The 18,340-nt window shown below is 72.7% G+C and carries 15 protein-coding genes and 2 tRNA genes; 9 read left to right on the top strand and 8 right to left on the bottom strand.

Annotated features, from left to right (window positions below):
• Positions 1-27: 27 nt before the first annotated feature.
• The 4 genes from ABGB11_RS09425 to ABGB11_RS09410 all read right to left on the bottom strand — a co-directional run bounded on the left by ABGB11_RS09425 (position 28) and on the right by ABGB11_RS09410 (position 4,318).
• Positions 28-1,641 carry a TROVE domain-containing protein gene (locus tag ABGB11_RS09425; RefSeq protein WP_347630928.1) on the bottom strand — a complete coding sequence of 538 codons (1,614 nt, stop codon included), beginning with the start codon at positions 1,639-1,641 and terminating at the stop codon, positions 28-30.
• 261 nt (positions 1,642-1,902) lie between these two features.
• A tRNA-OTHER gene (locus tag ABGB11_RS09420) sits at positions 1,903-2,040 on the bottom strand.
• Between the two features lie 12 nt (positions 2,041-2,052).
• A tRNA-OTHER gene (locus ABGB11_RS09415) sits at positions 2,053-2,127 on the bottom strand.
• A gap of 148 nt (positions 2,128-2,275) precedes the next feature.
• Positions 2,276-4,318 carry a molybdopterin oxidoreductase family protein gene (locus tag ABGB11_RS09410; protein WP_347630927.1) on the bottom strand — a complete coding sequence of 681 codons (2,043 nt, stop codon included), beginning with the start codon at positions 4,316-4,318 and terminating at the stop codon, positions 2,276-2,278.
• A gap of 150 nt (positions 4,319-4,468) precedes the next feature.
• Between ABGB11_RS09410 and thyX the strand changes: the two genes are divergently transcribed.
• The 3 genes from thyX to ABGB11_RS09395 all read left to right on the top strand — a co-directional run bounded on the left by thyX (position 4,469) and on the right by ABGB11_RS09395 (position 7,349).
• A complete protein-coding gene (gene thyX / locus ABGB11_RS09405) occupies positions 4,469-5,200 on the top strand; it encodes an FAD-dependent thymidylate synthase (protein WP_347630926.1) in 732 nt (243 codons plus the stop codon).
• Positions 5,201-5,385: 185 nt separating this feature from the next.
• Positions 5,386-6,459: an LAGLIDADG family homing endonuclease gene (locus ABGB11_RS09400; protein ID WP_347630924.1), complete on the top strand. Its 1,074-nt coding sequence runs from the start codon at positions 5,386-5,388 to the stop codon at positions 6,457-6,459.
• A gap of 167 nt (positions 6,460-6,626) precedes the next feature.
• On the top strand, positions 6,627-7,349 hold the full coding sequence (locus ABGB11_RS09395) for a dienelactone hydrolase family protein (protein ID WP_347630922.1): 723 nt from the start codon (positions 6,627-6,629) through the stop codon (positions 7,347-7,349).
• 12 nt (positions 7,350-7,361) lie between these two features.
• Here the strand turns inward: ABGB11_RS09395 and ABGB11_RS09390 are convergent, their stop codons facing one another.
• On the bottom strand, positions 7,362-7,766 hold the full coding sequence (locus tag ABGB11_RS09390; RefSeq protein WP_347630920.1) for a PaaI family thioesterase: 405 nt from the start codon (positions 7,764-7,766) through the stop codon (positions 7,362-7,364).
• Between the two features lie 120 nt (positions 7,767-7,886).
• Here ABGB11_RS09390 and ABGB11_RS09385 point away from each other — a divergent pair, with 120 nt between their 5' ends.
• Positions 7,887-8,687 carry a helix-turn-helix transcriptional regulator gene (locus ABGB11_RS09385; protein WP_347631318.1) on the top strand — a complete coding sequence of 267 codons (801 nt, stop codon included), beginning with the start codon at positions 7,887-7,889 and terminating at the stop codon, positions 8,685-8,687.
• A gap of 11 nt (positions 8,688-8,698) precedes the next feature.
• Here ABGB11_RS09385 and ABGB11_RS09380 read toward each other — a convergent pair whose 3' ends face one another.
• Positions 8,699-9,835: a globin domain-containing protein gene (locus ABGB11_RS09380; protein ID WP_347630918.1), complete on the bottom strand. Its 1,137-nt coding sequence runs from the start codon at positions 9,833-9,835 to the stop codon at positions 8,699-8,701.
• A gap of 515 nt (positions 9,836-10,350) precedes the next feature.
• On the opposite strand from ABGB11_RS09380, the gene ABGB11_RS09375 reads away from it, so the two are divergent.
• The 4 genes from ABGB11_RS09375 to ABGB11_RS09360 all read left to right on the top strand — a co-directional run bounded on the left by ABGB11_RS09375 (position 10,351) and on the right by ABGB11_RS09360 (position 13,937).
• Positions 10,351-11,100: a gamma-glutamyl-gamma-aminobutyrate hydrolase family protein gene (locus ABGB11_RS09375; protein ID WP_347630916.1), complete on the top strand. Its 750-nt coding sequence runs from the start codon at positions 10,351-10,353 to the stop codon at positions 11,098-11,100.
• A 78-nt stretch (positions 11,101-11,178) separates the two neighbouring features.
• On the top strand, positions 11,179-12,144 hold the full coding sequence (locus ABGB11_RS09370; RefSeq protein WP_347630914.1) for an alpha/beta hydrolase: 966 nt from the start codon (positions 11,179-11,181) through the stop codon (positions 12,142-12,144).
• The gene (locus tag ABGB11_RS09365; protein WP_347630912.1) at positions 12,141-12,932 is read left to right on the top strand and encodes an enoyl-CoA hydratase/isomerase family protein; all 792 of its coding nucleotides are present in this window, start codon (positions 12,141-12,143) and stop codon (positions 12,930-12,932) included. Before ABGB11_RS09370 ends, ABGB11_RS09365 begins: the two co-directional genes overlap by 4 nt.
• 78 nt (positions 12,933-13,010) lie before the next feature.
• Complete coding sequence (locus ABGB11_RS09360; protein ID WP_347630910.1) at positions 13,011-13,937, top strand: TAXI family TRAP transporter solute-binding subunit; 927 nt, start codon at positions 13,011-13,013, stop codon at positions 13,935-13,937.
• A 71-nt stretch (positions 13,938-14,008) separates the two neighbouring features.
• On the opposite strand, the gene ABGB11_RS09355 is transcribed toward ABGB11_RS09360, so the two are convergent.
• A complete protein-coding gene (locus tag ABGB11_RS09355; RefSeq protein WP_347630908.1) occupies positions 14,009-15,190 on the bottom strand; it encodes an acyl-CoA dehydrogenase family protein in 1,182 nt (393 codons plus the stop codon).
• Between the two features lie 132 nt (positions 15,191-15,322).
• On the opposite strand from ABGB11_RS09355, the gene ABGB11_RS09350 reads away from it, so the two are divergent.
• Entirely contained in the window at positions 15,323-16,756 is a 1,434-nt protein-coding gene (locus ABGB11_RS09350; protein WP_347630906.1) for an aldehyde dehydrogenase family protein, read from the top strand.
• Here the strand turns inward: ABGB11_RS09350 and ABGB11_RS09345 are convergent.
• Positions 16,746-18,254 carry an RtcB family protein gene (locus ABGB11_RS09345; RefSeq protein ID WP_347630904.1) on the bottom strand — a complete coding sequence of 503 codons (1,509 nt, stop codon included), beginning with the start codon at positions 18,252-18,254 and terminating at the stop codon, positions 16,746-16,748. The genes ABGB11_RS09350 and ABGB11_RS09345 overlap by 11 nt on opposite strands.
• Positions 18,255-18,340 lie beyond the last annotated feature (86 nt).

Below are 18,340 nucleotides of genomic sequence, written 5' to 3'. Positions count from 1 at the left end.
CGTATCGGCCCAGAAGATCATCACGCTTCACGTCGTCAGGGACTTCCATGGCCAGTCGGCGTTCCGGCCCGCCTCCAGGAGCGGGATCATCCGGAACGTCGCGTCGGTCATGCCGCCCAGCTCGTGGCGCGTGCCCGAGCCGGTCGGCATCGCGCCGTGCCGGTACCCGGCCAGGTTGAACCCGTACATCGGGACGTGCTTCGGTGCGGCGCCGGTGACATCGCCCGCCCAGCCGCCGCCGAACGTCTGCATGTCCGACAGGATGACGACCCGGTCGTGGCCCGCATAGGTCGCCCGAACCGAGTCGGCGATGCGGGTGCCGTGCCCGACCTCGCCGATGCGGTCGACGAACCGCTCGACCTCGCGCAGCACCGACGCGCCCCGGCCGACGTCGTGGCGGAACGTGCCGTCGGCGAAGCCGTGCAGGTCGACCGTGTTGCCGCGCGCCGCGAGGGCGACGCCGAACAGGGCGGCCATCTGCGCGTACGTCATCGTCGACCGTCCCGAGACGCCCACACCGGTCATCGACGCCGACGTGTCCACCAGGACGAGGGTGCGGCCCTCGAACTCGGGGACGTTCGCCGTGGCGGCCGTGAGCGCCTTGTCCAGGGCGTGGCCCCAGCGCAGCGAGGGCGCCGCCATGTACGCCGAGAAGAACCGGAAGGGGAACTGCCGGGACCGCGCGACCTGCGCGGGGTCGGCGATCCGCGCCGCGACCTGCTCGGCGACGGCGTCGCTCACCCCGGCCTCGTCGAAGTTGCGCAGGTTGCGCAGCAGCGCCATGTAGCCCATGGACGGGATGATCGCCTCCCAGGCCGCGGCGTCCATCGGACCCTGCAGCCACCCGGCGAGCCGCTCCCAGGTGAAGCCGGCACCCGCCAGGCCGCCCGGCGAGGTCACCAGCTCCGGGTTCAGCACGTGCTCGCGGCGCCGCTCGACGGGCAGGGCCGCGAGCGCCTGCGCGGCCCTGAGGATCTCCAGGCGGTCGGGGATCGGCTCGTCGCGGCCGTGGCGGCGGTCGAGGGCGTGCTCGAACAGGGCGCCCTGCCACGGCTTGTCCGCCGCCGGTGCCGGGTGGACGAGGTCGATGACGTCGCCGAAGCGGAAGCCGCGCGTGCCCGTGTCGTACTTCAGCAGGGACCGCTCGGTGTAGAGCCGCCGGACGGCGTCGGCGACGCCGCGCTTGACCGGCTTGGGGATCGCCCGGCCATAGGTGGAGGTCCAGTACGCCAGGGCCTCGCCCGGCTCGTCGGCGCGCTGCAGGACGCTCGCCACGAGCTGCCGGTTCCCGCCGGCCAGCCCGGCGGCCAGGCGCGCCCGGACGGCCTCCAGGGCGGCGGCGACCGGCGCGGAGCGCATGTTGGCCTCGCCGCGCAGCCACGGCAGGAAGCCGGCCATCCACTCGGCGTCGTCGACCGCGACCTGGTGGACGAGGTCGCGGAAGCGGGCGTCGCGGTCGCCGGCGGACTCGTAGAAGGTCTTATCGCCGACCATGTTGGCGACCGCGAGCAGGAAGAGCTCGCCCTTGGCGTCACGGGCGTAGCCGGGGGCGCCCTCATGGGTGCGGCCGGACGGCGTCGCCTCCGTGCGGATCACGCTGGAGACGGCCGCGCGGACCGCGGTGCGGTTGAACTTCGCCATGAGCAAGGGCTCCCTTCCGTTCAATGGAGGGAGCCCTTGGAAGTTCGCGGAGGTGCCCGAGATCAGGGTCGGCCACGGTCGCTGCCATTGCTCTACCGACTGAGCTACGCCGCACAAGGCGACGGTGGGAGTCGAACCCACGACCCATGGATTGGAAAGGAAGTATCCGTTGCCTGCGCACCGGGCACCCGCGAAAAGTGCTCCCTCCCGAGATCAAAGTCGGCGTACGGGATGCCCGCCGGACGGGCGCAGCCCCATGGGTGGAGCTGCAAGGAGTCGAACCTTGAAGTATCCGTTCGCCTGCGCACCGGGAGGTGCGTTTTCTATTCGGTTATGGCCAGAGGTCGTGCCCGAGATCAGGACGGCGAAGGATACGTAGCGCTCTGCCGATTGAGCTACGCCCGCGCACGGCGCGTGCGGCGGGACTCGAACCCGCAACCTCTCGTTCCTAAAACGAAGTAGCCCTCACCTGCGCACCGGGCACGCTCTGGAGTTGTCGGGCCCTTCCGAGATCAGACATGGCCTCGGGTGTCGTGTTTCCTAAACAGGGAAGGAACCTGTGGCCTTCGCACCGGAAGGGCGATGGCTCTAGGAGATCAGCCGGAGGCAGGCGAATTCAACTGAATATTGGCGATCAATCGTGAATGGGGGTGATCTCCACGCGGGTGTCGTGGAAGACCGGGCCGCCGCCGAGGTCGGTGTCGCGCTCGTCGACGACGGCGTTGGCGTTCGCGCCCCCGGACAGCTTGGCCCAGTGCCCCTTGCCGGTCGCGGCGACGCCCGGCCTGACCTGGTCGGTGACCTTCAGGACCGCCTCGAACGCGCCCCGGTCGTTGCCGACCCGGACCTTCCGGCCGTCGCTCAGCCCGCGCGCCTGCGCGTCGTCCGGGTGCATCTGGACGGAGAGGCCGCCGGAGCGCCGCCTCAGCTCGGGGTTGTTGGCGAACTGGGTGTTGAGGAACTCGTGCGAAGCCGCCGAGACCAGTGCGAGCGGGTACCGCTCGGCCCGCTCGGCGTCCGCCACCTCCGCCGGCGGGACGTACCCGGCGAGCCCGGCGGCGGGGGAGCGGAACTGGAACTTGCCCGTCGGGGTCGGGAAGCCCTCGGCGTAGGGCAGGAACGGGTCGGGGACCGACATGCGGACGTAGCCCTCCTTGCGGAGCCGGTCGAGGGTGATCCCGGCCATCCACGGATGGTCCGAGGCGAGGAGCTGCTCGGCGAGGCTCTCGTCGGAGTCGTACAGGGACGGCTCGTCCAGCCCCATCCGGCGCGCCAGCCGCCGGAACGTCTCCGTCGTCGGCAGGCACTCGCCCGGCGGCGCCACCGCCGGCTCGTTCCACGTCAGGTACAGGTGCCCGTACCCCTCGTGCAGGTCGGCGTGCTCGTGCTGCGCCGTCGCGGGCAGGACGATGTCGGCGTAGTCGGCGGTGTCGGTGGGGAACTGCTCCATCACCACCGTGAACAGGTCGTCGCGGGCCAGGCCCCGGCGCACCTTGGTCTGGTGCGGCGTGCTGCCCACCGGGTTCGCCGCGATGACGAACAGGGCCTTCACCGGCGGGTCCTGGACGTCCAGGAGCCCCTCGCCCAGCCGGCTCATCGACAGCGTCCGCACCGGGCCGGGCCGCAGGTCGTCGCGCCAGAGCGCCGGCTTGTCGAGCTTCACGTGCCCGGACGTGGAGAACGCGACCCCGCCGCCCCGCCTGGCCCAGTCGCCCGTCACGGCCGGGATGCCGGCGATCACCCGCAGCGCCGCGCCGCCGCCCGCGTGCCGCTGCAGGCCCTGCGTGGCGCGGATGCCGGTCGGGCGCGTCCGGGCGATCCGCTCGCCGAGCGCGACGATCCGCTCTGCCGGGACACCGGTGATCTCCGCCGCCCGCTCGGGCGGGAAGCCCGCGATCCGCTCCCGGAACTCCTCCCACCCGAGCGTGTGCCGCGCGAGGAAGTCCTCGTCCTGCGCGCCGAGGCGGACGATGACGTTGAGCAGCCCGAGCGCGAGCGCCGCGTCCGTCCCGGGCAGCGGCGCCAGATGCTCGTCGGCCTGCCGCGCCGTCCGCGTCCGGACCGGATCGATCGCGACCAGGTGCGCGCCGGCCTTCCGCGCGTCCTGCACGAACTTCCACACGTGATGGCCGCTGGTCAGCGGGTTCGTGCCCCACAGCAGGACGAGCCCGGAGTGCGCGAGGTCCTCGGGGTCCATGCCGCCCGGCGACCCGACCGCCTCGGCCATCCCGGCGTTGCCGGCCGCCGAGCAGATGTTCGCGTCGTGCGCCGACGCTCCCAGCACGTTGAAGAACCGGCGGCCCGAACAGCCCTCAAGGCCCTGCAGGTAGCCGAGCGTGCCCGTCCCCCAGTACGGCCAGACCGCCTCGCCGCCGTATTCACCGACGATCCGCTCCAGCCGCCCGGCGATCTCGTCGAGCGCCTCGTCCCATCCGATCCGCTCGAACCGGCCCTCGCCCTTGGCGCCCACGCGCCGCATCGGATACAGGATCCGGTCCGGTTGCGCGGCGCGCTCCAGCCAGCGGTTGACCTTCGCGCACAGCGCCCCGCGCGTGTACGGATGGTCCGGGTTGCCCCGCAGCCCCACCGCCTCTCCGTCCCGGACGGTGACCACCCACGAGCACCCGTCGGGACAGTCGAGCGGGCAGGCCCCCAGCACTTTCAACTCCGACCCCATCCAACCTCCTCGACCAGGACGAACCCCTCCAGTCTGCGCCACACCACCACGAGCGTCATCCAGGGTCGTACGTGACACCCGCATCGGCTCGATGTCGGTCGTCGCCGCTAGGGTTGCGGAGGCGATGGAGTCGACTCGAGGGGGAAGCCGATGACGGACGACGAAGCGATGGGCATCGAGTTCCGCAGCGACGTGGCGGTGGAATTGATCAAATCCGCCGCCTCGGACGCGGACGTGCTGTGGGCGGCACGGGTGTCGACGAAAGGCGAGAACTCCCTGGCGGAGATCGAGGCCGATCCCGAACGCTCCAAGGGCTTGATCAACTACCTCATGCGGGACAGGCACGGCACCCCGTTCGAGCACTCGTCGATGACCTTCTATGTGAAGGCGCCGATCTTCGTGTTCCGGGAGCAGATGCGGCACCGGACCTTCTCCTTCAACGAGGAGAGCGGTCGGTACCGCAAACTGGAACCCGTCTTCTACGTGCCGGGGCCCGACAGGAAGCTGGTCCAGGAGGGCAAGCCGGGCAAGTACGTCTTCGTGGACGGCACCCCGGAGCAGCACAAGATCGTCACGGAGGTGACGAAGGAGAGTTACCGGCAGGCGTACCGCTCCTACACGGAGATGCTGGACGCCGGTATCGCGCGTGAGGTCGCGAGGAGCGTTCTCCCCGTCGGGCTCTATTCCTCGATGTACGTGACCTGCAACGCGCGCGCACTGATGAATTTCCTGTCCCTGCGCGTCAAGCGGGAGGACGCCACCTTCCCCTCGTTCCCGCAGCGCGAGATCGAGATGGTGGCCGAGCTGATGGAGGAGGAGTGGGCGAAGCTGATGCCGCTGACCCACGCCGCCTTCGAGGCCAACGGCCGCGTCTGCCCTTAGGTTCGAGCCCCGAGCGAACGTGACGTCCGCCCGCTCCACATGTTCGCGAACGTGTTCTGTCGGTCCTCGGTGATTCACTGTCACCGTGATGGGACTGAGAGTCGCGGAGGTGGCGGGTGTGGGGGAGCGGCTACGACGACCGGACGGACGTGCTGACAGCAGGCGGGTGGAAACCCTGGCCATTGGTGGACGGATCCGAAAGCTTCGGGACCGTCGATCCGGCCACCGGTGCGTTGGAGTATCAGCGGGCGACCGCTGTGTTCCACCGCGCCTTTCGTGGCCCCATGTACCGTGTCAGATCAGAGCAGATTGATCTGCTGGTCGGTGCCGACCATCCACTTTGGGTCCGTCGGGTCGACACTCGCGCGGCCCGACGGGGAGAGCAGTCATTCGCCGTCGAGACGCCGAACGCGCTTCTGCACAAGCGCATTGGGTACGAGAAGACGGCAGGATGGCACTGCGGATCCGACGTGGATGTAGAGATACCCGCGACTAGCCGGATCTGGACGCGTTCCGACAACGGTGCGCGCTGCCAGCGCGCCTACGCGGGCCTGTCGTTTCCCTCTAGACCTTTTGCTCGGTTTCTTGGCTACTTTCTATCCGAAGGATCCATCAACGGGCACCAGATCGTCCTTGCGCAGAATCGGGGGCCGACGCTCGATGCGATGACGGATGTGGTGCGAGAATTAGGTCTTCCGGCTTACGTCCCGGTTTCCGGCCATGGATGCGTCCGAACCCAGTGCGCCCCCCTGCGCGATTTCTTGGCCCAGCTAGGGCGAGCGGTCGACAAGAAGGTGCCTCAGGTGGCGCACGGCTGGACCCCGGAGGTCCTTCGGATCTTCATCGATGCGATGGTCGAGGGCGACGGAACCACGCATCCTAAGAACGGACACAGGGTGATCTACACCGCGTCCACTGAACTGGCCGGAGGGCTGCAGACACTTGCCATCAAAGCGGGCATCAGCGCCAATGTCCGCGTCGATGACCGCACCGGACTGCCGCGTGTGATGCCCAACGGGCAATCATTCCACAACCTTCGCGCGACGTATGTCGTCTCCTTGGTGGCCAAACGCAACAGGCCATTGATCAACCACGGACGTGGTCAGCCGAGCCGGTATTGGGACGAGGCCGGATATCACGACGGGTTCGAAGAGTATGCGGGCGGAATCCATTCCGTGGCCGTCCCGCACGGGCTTCTTCTCGTACGGCGGGCCGGCAAGGCCGTGGTTTCGGGAGCCGTTCGACTTCAGAGTCGGTGACCGCCTCGCCGTGCTGTGCCCCCGACCGCCGAGTGGAAGGCGACCGCGGCGTCCGGGCTTTCACGGCGGACATAGATGGCAAGGCGGTCGAGGTACACGTTGTCGTCCGCAGGTCGTGTGCCTTGGGCCTGGACGCACGGTGTGTGCGGGGGCGATTATTGGACGCTATGTCTGACATCAGGATTCCCGTGGGGGCGCGTGAGTTGCCGGGGTACCTCGCCGTCCCCGAGGGCGAGGGGCCCTGGCCCGGCGTCGTGATCGTGTTCGAGGCGATGGGGGCGAACGCGGACATGCGCGCCCAGGCCGACCGGTTCGCCGCCAACGGCTACATCGCCGTCCTGCCCGACCTGTACGGCGGCGCGCCGTGGATCCGCTGCGTCACCAAGGCGATGCGGGACATGCGCGCCCGGCGCGGCCCCGCCTACGACCACATCGAGGCCGCCCGCGCCTGGCTCGCCGGCCGGGACGACTGCACCGGCGACGTGGGCGTGTGCGGGTTCTGCATGGGCGGGGGGTTCGCGCTCGTCGCGGCGGCGAAGTACGACTTCACGGCCGCCGCCGCCAACTACGCGATCCTCCCGCGCAGGCCCGAGGAGTCGCTGCGCGGCGCCTGCCCGATCGTCGCCAGCTACGGCGGGGCGGACCCGACCCTGCGCGGCGCCGCGGCCAAGCTGGAGCGGGCCCTCACGGCCGCCGGCGTCACGCACGACGTGAAGGAGTATCCGCGGACGGGGCACGGCTTCCTCACCGACTTCACCCCCGGGGCGCCCCTCGGCCCCGTGGCGAAGATCGCTTTCGGGCTCGGCAAGGGGCGGGAGAACGCCGCCGACGGCTGGGACCGCATCTTCGCCTTCTTCGCCGAGCACGTCGTAAAAAAATCTACAACGTAAAGGTGCGCGGCGTTACGGGCGCAGCACGGCCTGCGTCTGGGTGACCTGGGCGACGCGGCGGCCGGTGGCGTCGAACAGGTCGGTCTGGACGACGATCGACGTGCGGCCGGTGTGCAGCGGGCGCGCGACGCCGCGGACATGCCCGCCCTTCACCCCGCGGAAGAAGTTGGTCTTGGACTCCAGCGTCGTGGTGGAGGTGCCGGGGGGCAGGTTGAGGAACGCGCACGCCGCGCCGAGCGTGTCCGCGAGCGCCATGAGCGCGCCGCCGTGCATCACGCCGCCGGCGGTGCAGCGGTCCGGCGCCCAGTCCAGGTGCCCGGTGACCTCCTCCGGCCCGGCGGTGTCGATCTCCACGCCGAGCGCGCGGGCGAACGGCATGGCGTCGGTCAGCTGGTCGGGGGTGATCTGGACGGTCATTCGGCCTCCTCGGACGGGGTGGACGGGGACACTCTCGCGACCGGCCCCTCCCCTCGTCCATTACCCCGGGCGTAATCGCCGGGGCGACGGGGCGGCCGGTAGCGTCGGGACGTGACCACGATGACGACGGCGTTGAGCGACGTGAGACCGATCGGGGAGCAGCTTCGGGCCTGGCGGCAGCGGCGCAGGCTCAGCCAGCTGGAGCTGGCGTCGGAGGCGGACGTGTCGACCCGGCACCTGAGCTTCGTGGAGACGGGCCGGTCGGCGCCGAGCCGGGAGATGGTGCTGCGGCTCGCCGAGCACCTGGACGTGCCGCTGCGCGACCGCAACCTGCTGCTGGTGGCGGCCGGGTACGCGCCGGTCTTCGACGAGACGCCGATCGAGGAGCCGAAAATGGACACGGTCCGCGCGGCCCTGCGGCAGGTCCTGGAGGGGCACGAGCCCTACCCGGCCGTGGTCGTCGACCGGTTCTGGAACCTGATCGACGCCAACGGCGCGGCGGCGTTCTTCATGGAGGGCGCGCCGCCGGAGCTGCTGGAGCCGCCGCTGAACGTGCTGCGGCTCAGCATGCACCCCGACGGGATGGCCAGGAACATCCTGAACCTGGCCGAGTGGCGGGCGCACATGATCGACCGGGTGCGGCGGCACGTGGCGCTGACGGCGGACGCGGCGCTCGCCCAGCTCTACAAGGAGCTGCGGAGCTTCCCCGGGGACGTGGGGGAGGCGATCGCGCCGCCCGCCGGCCACGAGGTGTTCGTGCCGCTGCGGATGCGGCTGGAGGGCCGCGAGCTGTCGTTCTTCAGCACCATCGCGACCTTCGGGACGCCGGTCGACATCACGGTGGCGGAGCTGGCGATCGAGTCGTTCTACCCGGCGGACCGGGCGACGGCCGACTTCCTGCGCGAGCGCGCCGGCTGGTGACCCCTCGGGCGTCAGCCGCCGGCGGCGAGGAGGTCATGGCGGATGCGGGCCAGCGGTACGCCGAGGCTCTGCAGCGCGGTGACCGTTTCGCGGACCATCGGGACGGGCCCGGCCACGTAGGCCTCGTGCTCGTCGCCGCGGGCGCCGTCCAGGAGGCGGGGCAGGACGTCCGGCACCCGGCCGCTCAGGCCGCTCAGGCCGTCGGCCGCCGCGCCGCGCGACAGGACGGGGACGACCCGCAGCCGGGGGTGGTGGGACTCCAGCAGCCGCAGTTCCGGCAGGTCGTACAGGCCGGTCGCGTGCCGGGCGGCCACGAGGAGGTGGACGTCGCAGTCGCGGCCGGAGGCGATGGCCTGCTCGGCGAGCGCCTTCACCGGGGCGAGGCCGGTGCCGCCGCCGGCCAGCAGCAGCGGCCGGTCCGAGCCGGGGTCGAGCGTCATCCCGCCGTCGGGCGGGCCCAGCAGCAGCGTGTCGCCGGGCCCGGTGTGCCGGACGAGGGCGCCGCTCACCCACCCGGCGGGATGGGCCCGGACGTGCAGGCGGAGCAGCCCGTCCGGGCGGGGCGCGTTCGCGATCGAGTACCGCCGCCAGACCCGGGGCCAGCGGGCCGTCTGGACCGGCACGTGCTGCCCGGCGGCGAACGGCAGCGGCCGCTCGGGGCGCAGCGTCAGCACCGCGAGGTCGGGGGCGCGGCGGTCGTGCTCCACGACTTCGGCGACCCACCAGGGCGGGGCGTCCCGCGCGTCCCGGTCCGCGGCGCGGATCATGGTGTCGGCGGCGGACCGGTAGGCGGTGCGCCAGGCGTCCTCGGCCTCGGCGGTCCAGGCGCCGCCGGCGAAGGCGCGGAGCGTGGCGGTCAGCGCGGCCTCGACGGCCGGGTAGTGCTCGGCCAGCACCCCGTACTTGCGGTGGCCGCGGCCGAGGCGTTCGAGATGGGCGGCGAGCTCCTCCGGGTGGTCCTGGCCGGAGACGAGCCGGGTGAGCGCCTCGAAGAACCGGTCGTGCTGGCGGCCCATCGCGGGCGGGAACAGCGCCCGTAACCGAGGTTCCGCCGTGAACAGGCGCCCGTAGAAGTAGTTCATCGCGCCCGCCGGATCGGCGTCGAGCCGGGCCAGGCACTCCTTGAGGATCCGCTGTTCCGGTGACATGACCGGCACGCTCCCTGGATGTCGAAGGCGGGCACCGGCGATCGCGGCAGGTCGGGTGCCCGGCTTGGTGAGATTCTCGCAGCGGGCTTCACGATTGCTCAAGCACGAGACCCCCGGGGAGCAGGCAGACGTCACGAAGAGTGAGCAATCTCTCCGCACTGGTCACCGGAGAGTGGCGGGGGCGCGTAGGCATACTGATCGGTATTGCCGAATGGTTCGGCGTCCCGGTAGAGATCCGTCTCCCGCTGGTGGACGAATTCGGTCCAGGGTGGAAGATTTGGCGATTCTCCGGTCCGCGTGGCCGGGACCGGCCTCCGCATCGCGCGTCCCAGGGCCTGGTCCCCGCCAGTTCCGACTGCGAAGATCCGGGCCGTGCGGCAAGCTGGCCGGGAGAAGGCCGGGGGCGGGACGGTCCGAGGGGGCGGGTGAGGCACCATGAGGTGCAGCCAAAGGGGGGCGAATCACCCATATCGGAAGGCGTCCCGTGGCCAGTGCTCAGCAGAGGGGGAACACGCATGTCCGAGACCGCCCGCGGGGCCCCGCGCCCCGCACCCGGTGACGGCGCGCCGCCGCTCATCGGCATCACCACCTACCAGGAGCCGGCCCGCTGGGGCGTCTGGGTGCGCGAGGCCGCGCTGCTGCCGGTGCCGTACGCGCGGTCGGTCGAACGGGCCGGCGGCATCCCGGTCCTGCTGCCGCCCGCCTCGACCCTGCGCGGCGTGGAGACCCTGGTGTCGCGTCTGGACGGCGTCGTGCTGGCCGGCGGCGGAGACCTCGACCCCGACCTGTACGGCGCCGCCCGGCATTTCGAGACCGGGCCGCCGCAGCCGCAGCGCGACCGGTTCGAGCTGGCGCTCGCCCGCGCCGTCGTCCAGGCCGACCTGCCGTTCCTGGCGATCTGCCGGGGCATGCAGGTGCTGAACGTGGCGCGCGGCGGCACCCTCATCCAGCACCTCCCGGAGGCGGTGGGGCACAAGGGCCACGCCCCGGAGACCGGGATCGTCGGCTCGCACCCGGTGCAGATCAGCGCGACCAGCCTGGTCGGCAAGATCCTCGGCGACGCCGCCGCGGTCCCCGCCTACCACCACCAGGCCGTCGGCCGGCTCGGCAAGGGCCTGTCCGCCGTCGCGTGGGCCGAGGACCAGGTCGTCGAGGCCGTGGAGTTGCAGGGGCACCGGTTCGGCCTGGCCGTCCAGTGGCACCCCGAGGAGGGCGACGACCGGCGCCTGTTCGAGGCCCTGGTCGCCGAGGCCGCCGGCCGCTGACCCGCGGTTGGCGGCCCGGTTCCGGGGGAAGGCGTTCCGGTAGATTCCGCCGCATACCCGTCCACCGGAGGCCGCCGCATGCCCTTACATCCGCAGACCGCGCGCTTCCTGGAGCTGCTCGCCTCGTGGACGGCCCCGCCCCGGGGCCGGGACGCCGGCGCCGAGCCCACGATCGAGGAGATGCGGGCGCGGATCGGCGCGGCGTTCCCCGCCGTCCGGCGGGAGCTCGCGCAGGTCCGCGACCTCACGGTGCCGGGTCCCGGCGGGCCGGTGCCGGTGCGCCTGTACCGTCCGGCCCCGCCCGAGCGGGGACCGCTGCCGGCGGTCGTCTACCTGCACGGCGGCGGCTGGGTGCTCGGCGGCGTCGACGACGTGGACGCGGCCTGCCGCGACCTCGCCGCGGAAGTGGGGTGCGCCGTGCTGAGCGTCGGCTACCGGCTGGCCCCCGAGCACCCGTTCCCCGCCGCCGTGGACGACGCCTTCGCGGTCGTCGCGTCGGCGGCGCGCGAGCCGGGCGCCTACGGCGTCCTGCCGGGGGCCCTCGCGGTGGCCGGCGACAGCGCCGGCGGGAACCTCGCCGCGGCCGTCGCGCTGATGGCCCGCGACCGGGGCACGCCGCTCGTCCACCAGCTGCTCGTCTACCCGGTGACCGACACCGCGATGGACACCCCGAGCTGGCGGGAGTACGGCGGCGGGTACGGGCTGGACGCCGGAACGCTCGCCCGGTTCATGGACCTCTACCGGGCGGGCGCCGACCCGTCCGATCCCCGGCTCGCCCCGCTGCGCGCCCCCGACCTGTCCGGCGCGGCGCCCGCCACCGTCATCACCGCCGAGTACGACATCCTGCGCGACGAGGGCGAGGCGTACGCGGACCGCCTCGCCGCGGCCGGCGTCCCGGTGGAGGCGCGCCGCTACGACGGCGTCGTGCACTCCTTCTTCCTGCTCGCCGAGATCTTCGATGCCGGTGCCGAGGCGATGGAGTTCGCCGTGCGACGATTGCGCGCGGCCTTCGACGATCACGCGCGGCAGGGGAGTGCGGCATGAGCCGGTATGACGCCTATGAGCGGCTGAGGATCGACTGGGCGGCGGACGGGGTCCTGCGGGTCACCATCAGCACGCCGGGCAAGCTGAACGCGGTCGACACGGTCGGGCACCGCGAGCTCGCCGAGATCTGGCGGGACGCGGACGCCGACGACGGCGTGCGCGCGATCGTCGTGCGGGGGGAGGGGACGGCGTTCTCCGCCGGCGGGGACATCGCCATGATCGAGGAGATGATGACCGGCCATGCCGCCCGCCGCCGGATCATGCGCGAGGCGCGCGACATCGTGATGAACGTGGTGAACTGCTCCAAGCCGGTGGTGAGCGCCGTGCAGGGCCCGGCGGTGGGCGCCGGCCTGGCGGTGGCGCTGCTGGCCGACATCTCCGTCGCCGGCCGCACCGCCAAGATCATCGATGGGCACGTGCGGCTGGGCGTGGCCGCGGGCGACCACGCGGCGATCGTGTGGCCGCTGCTGTGCGGGATGGCCAAGGCCAAGTACTACCTGCTGCTCAACGACGTCCTCACCGGTGAGGAGGCCGAGCGGATCGGCCTGGTCTCCCTCTGCGTGGACGACGACGAGGTGCACGAGCGCGCCCTGGAGATCGCGGGCCGGCTCGCCGCCGGTCCCGCCGAGGCCCTGTCGTTCACCAAGCACGCGCTGAACAACTGGCTGCGGCTGGCCGGGCCGACGTTCGACGCGTCCCTGGCGATGGAGTTCTTCGGGTTCACCGGCCCGGACGTGCGGGAGGGCGTCGCGGCGATCCGCGAGAAGCGCCCGCCCGAGTTCGGCTGAGTCCGGCCGCGCACAGTCCGGGTAAAGCCCTCCGCCTTCCCGGGAGCACTGACGGGTGGGTCACATAGCGTTACCTGTATGCGCCTATCCCGCAGGACGCTGCTCCTGGCCGCCGCCGCGACCACCATGGCGGGCTGCGGGGACATCGCCGGCGACTCCGTGATCACGCTCGCCACGGGGGAGGAGGGCGGCGCCTACTACACGCTCGGGCAGCTCTTCGCGGATCAGCTCGAGCATCGCGGCCTGCACGTCACGGTGCGCAGGACCGACGCCGGCCGGCATAACCTCGACATGCTCGCGGACCCCCGCCCGGAAGCCCGCGCCGATCTGGCCTTCGTGCTCTCCGACTCCGCTCAGGACCAGCTCGACCGGGGCTCCGTGGCCGCCCTCGCTCGCATGTACCTGAACTACGTGCACCTGATCGTGCGCGAGGACTCCGGGATCGAGCGGATGGAGGACCTGGCAGGCCGTACGGTGTCGATCGGTGCCCATGGCTCGGGTACCTCGCTGACCGCCGGGCGCGTGCTGGAAGGCGCCGGCCTCGCCGCCCCTCCTCGCACCCTGGAGATGCGCCTCGTCCCCTCGCTCCACGCCCTCCGTTCGAAGAGGATCGACGCCTGTTTCTGGTCGGGCGACGTGCCGACCCCTGCGGTCGTCCGTTTCGTGAAGAGCGGCACGCCGATCCGGCTGGTCCGGCTGGACGAAGAGGTCCCGGCGCTGACGTCCGGGCACGGTGCCGTCTACGAGGACGCGTCCATCCCGGCCGGCCCGTACGGTCTCAAGGAGGCGGTTCCCACCGTCGGGACGGCCAGCTACCTGCTGTGCCGGGCGGCGCTTTCCGACGATCTGGCGTTCATGGTCACCAGGACCCTCTTCGAAGCCCGGAACGAGCTCGACCCTGCGCGCCTACCGGGCCGGTCGTTGGACGAGCGCTATGCGATCGGCACCGGGCACGTGCCCCTGCACCACGGCGCGATGCAGTACTACCGCTCCGTCTACGACTAGCGGGCGCACGCGCCGACCGGTTCCGCCAGCACCGGCTCCCCCACCGGGCCGCGCGGTCCCGGCCCTAGCGGTCAGTACGACTTGGGGAGGCCCAGCTCGTGCTGGGCGATGTGGGCGAGGACGAGTTCCTCGGCCACCGGGATGTTCTTGGCGATGCGGGCGTCGCGGAACATCCGGGCGACCGGGTACTCCAGCGAGTACGCCATGCCGCCGTGGGTCTGGAACGCGCGGTCGGCGGCCTGCCAGGCGGCGTCCGCGGCGGTGAGCTTGGCGATGTTGGCCTCCGAGCCGCAGGGGCGGCCCCGGTCCCACAGCCAGGCGGCCTTGTAGGTCATCAGCCGGGCCAGCTCCAGCTGCGCCTTGATCCGCGCGAGCGGGAACGCGATGCCCTGGTGGGCGCCGATCGGCGTGCCGAACGGCGCCCGCTCGGCGGCGTACTCGCAGGCGATCTTCAGCACCAGTCCACCGGACCCGACGCCGCCCGCCGCGGCCAGGATCCGCTCGGGGTTGAGGATGTCCCACAACACGGCGAACCCCTGGTCGACTTCGCCGAGGACCCGGTCGGCGGGCACGCGGACACCGTCCAGGAAGACCATGCTGGATGCCACGGTGTTGGTGCCGAGCTTGGGGATCGGGCGGTAGGTCAGCGTGCCGCCGGCGACGGCCTGCTTGATGTCCACCAGCAGGACGGTGAAGCCGGACGTGCGTGGACGCGCCTCGGCCGCGGGGGTCGTCCGGGTGACCAGGACGAGGTGGTCGGCGCGCTCCACCCCGGAGATCCAGATCTTCTGGCCGCTGACGACGAAGGAGTCGCCGTCGCGGCGGGCCTGGGTGGAGATGGCGATGGAGTTGCTGCCGGCGTCGGGCTCGGTGATGGCGAAGCAGGTCTCGATCTCGCCGGAGGCGATCCGCGGCAGGAACTCGCGCTTCTGCTCGGCGGTGCCGTGCCGGGCGATCGTGAGCCCGCCGAACGCCGGCGTCAGCAGGTACATGAAGGACGCGGCGCCGCCCGCGCCGCCCTCGGCCAGGGCCTCCAGGGCGACCGCCAGCTCCAGCAGCCCCTGCCCGCCGCCGCCGTGCTCCTCCGGGACCGCCAGGGCGTGCCAGCCGCCGGCGACCAGCTCGCGCCAGACCTCCTCGGGCCAGCGTTTGTCCGCGTCGCAGCGGCCCCAGTAGTCCTGGTCGTACTTCCCGGCGATCGCCAGCACGCCCTCGCGCACCGCGGCCGCGCTCTCCGGCAGGTCGAAGTCCACCGCGCCTCCCTCGGAACTCTCGCGTGCGCCCCACGGTAGCCGGTCGGAGTAAGTGGTCACTGACGCGGGTGGTCATTGAAGACCCCGCTCGCGGGTAGGCGACACGCGACAGGCGAGTCTGGAGGGAGCGCAATGCGACCGCGCGACAGGTGGACGCTGACCGGCGGCCGGTGGAGCCAGGGCGGCGGGGACGAGGTGTTCACGGTGACCGACCCGGCGACCGGCGAGCCGCTCGGCGTGGTGGCCGCGTCCACCGCGGCCGAGGCGGAGGCCGCCGTGGCGGCGGCGCGCGACGCGGCTCCGGGCTGGGCCGCCGTCCCCGCCGCCGAGCGGGGCGCGGCCCTGCACGCCGCCTCGCGGGCGGTCGAGGAGCGCATGGGCGAGCTGGCCGCGCTGGTCACCGCGGAGATGGGCAAGCCGTCCGGCGACGCGCTCGGCGGAATCGAGGCCGGGATCGGCACGCTGCGCCAGTACGCCGAGCTGGGGCCGCTGCACGGCGGGCGCAGCCTGCAGGGCGGGCGGGACGCCGCCGACTTCATGACCCGCGAGCCGCTCGGCGTCGCGGCCGTCATCACGCCGTGGAACGACCCCGTCGCCATCGCCTGCGGGCTCGTCGGCGCGGCGGTGGTGACGGGCAACACGGTCGTGCACAAGCCGTACGAGCGGACGCCCCACACCGGCGCCCTGCTCGCCGAGCTGCTCGCCGGATGCCTGCCGGACGGCGTCCTGAACCTGGTGACCGGCGGCGCCGCGCTCGGGGAGGCGCTCGCCGGGCACCCGGACGTGGACGTCGTCGCGCACGTCGGCTCCACCCGCGCGGGCCGCCGCGTCGCCGAGCTGGCCGCGCGGACCGGCGCGCGGACCCTGCTGGAGAACGGCGGCGCCGACCCGCTGGTCGTCGACGCCGGCGTCGACCCGTCGTGGGCCGCGGAGCAGGCGGCCCTCGGCTGCTTCGCCAACGCCGGGCAGATCTGCACCTCCGTCGAGCGCGTCTACGTGCACGAGGCCGTCGCGGAGCCCTTCCTGGAGGCGCTCGCCGACCGCGCCAGGAACCTGCGCATGGGACCGGGCGCGGACGTGACCACCGAGCTCGGGCCCCTCGTCGACGAGCGGCACCGCACGAAGGTCCACCAGCAGGTCGAGAAGGCCCTCGCCGACGGCGCGCGCGCCCTCACCGGCGCGCGCATCCCCGCCGGGTCCGGGTCGTTCTACCCCGCCACCGTCCTCGCCGGCTGCACCGACCGCATGGAGGTCATGGCGGAGGAGACCTTCGGCCCCGTCGCGCCCGTCCGCACCGCGGCCTCGTTCGAGCAGGCCCTGGACGCCGCGCGGCGCTCCCGCTACGGCCTCGCGGCGACCGTCCTCACCCGCGACATGGCGCACGCCCAGGCCGCCTGGCGCGCGCTGAACGCCGGCACGGTCAAGATCAACGCGGTGTTCGGCGGCGCGCCCGGCGGAGCCGCCACCCCGCGCCGCGCCAGCGGCCACGGGTTCGGCTTCGGGCCCGAGTTGCTCGACGAGATGACGGCCGTCAAGGTCGTCCACCTCCAGGCGGTCATCCCTTGACGGTGAGCAGCGGGCGCAGCTCGGCGACCGGGGTCGCGACGCCACCGCCCCGCAGGCTCGACACCACCGGGCCGATGTCCTTGTACGCCCACGGCGCCTCCTGCTTGAGGTCGCGCCGCCACGCCGCCATCACGTCGGACCGCCGCGCCACCACCGGGCTGCGGTGGTCGAGCGGCGTCACGACCCGGAACTCGCGCAGGAACGCGTCGAGCTCGGCGTCGCCGCCGCGGGCGGACGCGCCGCGCGGCACCCGGCGGCCCGCGCCGTGGCACGCGCTGGCGAGCGTGCGCGGGTCCCCGTGCCCGCGCAGGACGAAGCTCGACGCCCCCATCGAACCGGGCACGATGACCGGCTCGCCCCACATCGCGTAGGGGCCGCCCGCCATCTCGGCGTACCCGCCCGCCGGGGTCGCGCCCTTGCGGTGTACGACCCGGTCCCCGTCCCGCCAGAACAGGTTGTGGGGCGCGTCGTACAGCAGCCGGGACGCCATGTCGCCGCACTCGGCGGCGAGCCCGGCGCGCATCGTGAGCGCGAGGAAGAACCGGTTGCCGACCGCGAAGTTGGCGGCGTTGCCGAACGCGTCGAGATACGCGCGCCGGAGCGGTTCGGAGCGCTCGTCCAGCAGGAATGGCATGATCCCGTTGCGGGGACGGGGGAGCCCGGCGGGCCAGGCGGCGCGGAGGCGGTCCAGCGCGGTCGCGTTGGCCTGGTGCCCGAGCGACAGTGACCCGCTGTGCACCATCGTCACGATCGTGCCGGGGGCCAGGCCCCACGCGTGCGCCGCGGCGGCGTCGTGCACCTCGGCGACGTACTGCAGTTCGGCGAAGTGGTTCCCGCCGCCGATCCCGCCGATGACGCTGTCGTGGCTGGCGCCGCCCGCGCCGCCGACCCAGTCGGCGAACGCCTCGGCCGTCCCGGCGGGGTAGGCGGAGGCGTGCACGCGGTCCAGGCCGTCCTCGGCGTCCTCGGGGCGCAGACCGGGCCAGCGCGCCTCGCCGGTGAGCAGCAGGCCGGGCAGGCCGTCGCGCAGGAGCCCCTCTCGCTGGGCGGGGGTGAGGGCGATCCGGCGCCCGCCCTCGAAGAACAGGTGGCGCAGCCGCCGCTCCAGCGCGTCCAGCCGCGGCCGGACGCTGCCGGCGCGCAGGGTGGTCACCTCCAGCCGCATGCCGCAGTTGATGTCGTTGCCGACCGCCTGGGGCAGCAGCGCGTGCTCGGTCTCCAGGACCGTGCCGATCGGGATGCCGGCGCCCTTGTGGAGGTCGGGGGTGAGGGCGGCGCGGGTGATGCGCGGCGCGGGGCCGTCGTAGCCGGGGGTCGCCTCGGCGAGGCGTTCCAGGGTGTCGGCGGTCTCCAGGAGCGCCAGCGCCTCGTCCACGGCGGCGGGCTCCAGGGGGACGTCATCGTTCGCGCAGATGTCGACCGGGACGTCGGAGGGGTTGGGGAGGGAGCACCAGTGCTCGCCCGTGCGGACGAGCCGGTGGTCTTGGCGTGCGGGCATTCGCGAGATCCTTCATGGCTGCTGGGGGCGCGCCGATGCGCGCAGGAAGAGCCGTCCGCGCGGAAGGGCGCGACGGCGGGGGAGCG

The sequence above is a fragment of the Actinomadura sp. B10D3 genome (assembly GCF_039871695.1).
GTDB lineage: Bacteria > Actinomycetota > Actinomycetes > Streptosporangiales > Streptosporangiaceae > Spirillospora > Spirillospora madurae.
Note: the sequence above shows the minus strand (reverse complement) of the source record. Positions and strands in the feature narration are given on the sequence as shown.